General features: G+C 32.1%; 1 protein-coding gene. It reads left to right on the forward strand.

The genetic code is table 11. The annotated features are described in order from the left end of the window. Positions 1-224: 224 nt before the first annotated feature. Positions 225-1,448: an alpha/beta hydrolase-fold protein gene (locus tag ULVI_RS12375; protein WP_068593113.1), complete on the forward strand. Its 1,224-nt coding sequence runs from the start codon at positions 225-227 to the stop codon at positions 1,446-1,448. Positions 1,449-1,481 lie beyond the last annotated feature (33 nt).

A 1,481-nucleotide genomic window follows, 5' to 3' on the forward strand; every position in this document is an offset into this window, starting at 1 on the left:
CATAAAAACAATAAGCCTACATCTGAATTCCTTCGGAATTCAATAGTTCTTAGTATCTTTAAAATCAATTCGAACAGTCGGTCCGTTTTGCAGCTTACTGTTCTTATGCAAACCGTTAGAGGCAATTTAAGTACACGATAGGTAAAAATGACAAGTCGAGAACAATTTTTGATGTTGTGGTTTATCCAAAAGAAATAATTACAAACTAAAACCTTACCAAACAAATGAGAAAGTCTAAAATTGTAATAACCATAATTACCTTGTTCCTATGTTTCAAAGGAATAGCACAATTTAATCAAAATAGCGAAAAGCAAATAGTAGTTGGGAAAGTTGATAGCTTATATTCCAAAATACTAAAAGAGCAAAGAGAAATTTGGATACATACACCTGAGGACTTTAATAGCACTAAAAAATATCCAGTTATTTATGTACTGGACGCATCTCAACAATTTTATGTTATTACTGGAATGCAAAAGCAACTAACGCCTTTCAAAATTCCTCAATCTATAATAGTTGGCATTACCAATACGGATAGAACAAGAGATTTTACGAATACTAATGTTCCTTTTCAACGCGGACACGAATCGGAAACTTCTGGAGGTGCCAGTAATTTTTTAAAATTCATAAATCAAGAATTAAAACCTTATATAAACAATAAATACCCAACCGAAAACAACAATACCATTATTGGTCATTCTACAGGAGGTCTTTTTGTACTTTATTCATACTTACATCACGAAAATTCTTTTGATAATTATTTGGCAATTGATCCAAGCCTTTGGTGGGACAAAGAAAATTTGGTTAAAGAAACTCAAGAACTACTATATAAAGGAAATCGAAAAGAAAAGTCATTATATATAGCTGTGGCTAATAGTATTGGCAAAGCAATGGACACGGTTAAAGTTAGAAAAGACAAAACAGTTCCTACTGAACAGATTAGAGCCAATTTAAAGTTTCACGACCTATTAGTGAAAAATAATAAAGATATTAATTTTGAATGGGAATACTTTGAGAATGAAGACCACGGAAGCATTGTTGTTCCAGCCCAGTATAATGGATTGCGGTCGATTTTCTCTTGGTTTCCATTCCCAGAAATGTGGCGTTTTAACACACCAAAAGAATATTCTGCCAAAGAATTAACAGAGCCTTTTAAAACCCACTATAAAAAATTGAGCATTCAAATGAAACGTGAAGTAAAACCTGAATGGGAATTACTAAATCAAGTTGGGTTCTTTATGTTGGATGGACATAATCTTCCTAAAAAAGCTTTAGCATACTTAGAACTGAATGCTGATTTCTATCCTAATGAATCAAAAAGTTATGTTGCATTGGGGAATTACTTTTTATCTCAAAAAAATAAATCAGAAGCAATCAAATACTATAAAAAAGCAGTGGGAATAGATGCAAATCAAGAAGCTCAAACTAAACTAAAGGAATTAGGACAGTAATAAAAACTGCCTCTAACAACGGGTATAACTCAT

Origin of the sequence: Cochleicola gelatinilyticus, assembly GCF_001637325.1 — a bacterium.
Classification (GTDB): Bacteria; Bacteroidota; Bacteroidia; order Flavobacteriales; family Flavobacteriaceae; genus Cochleicola; species Cochleicola gelatinilyticus.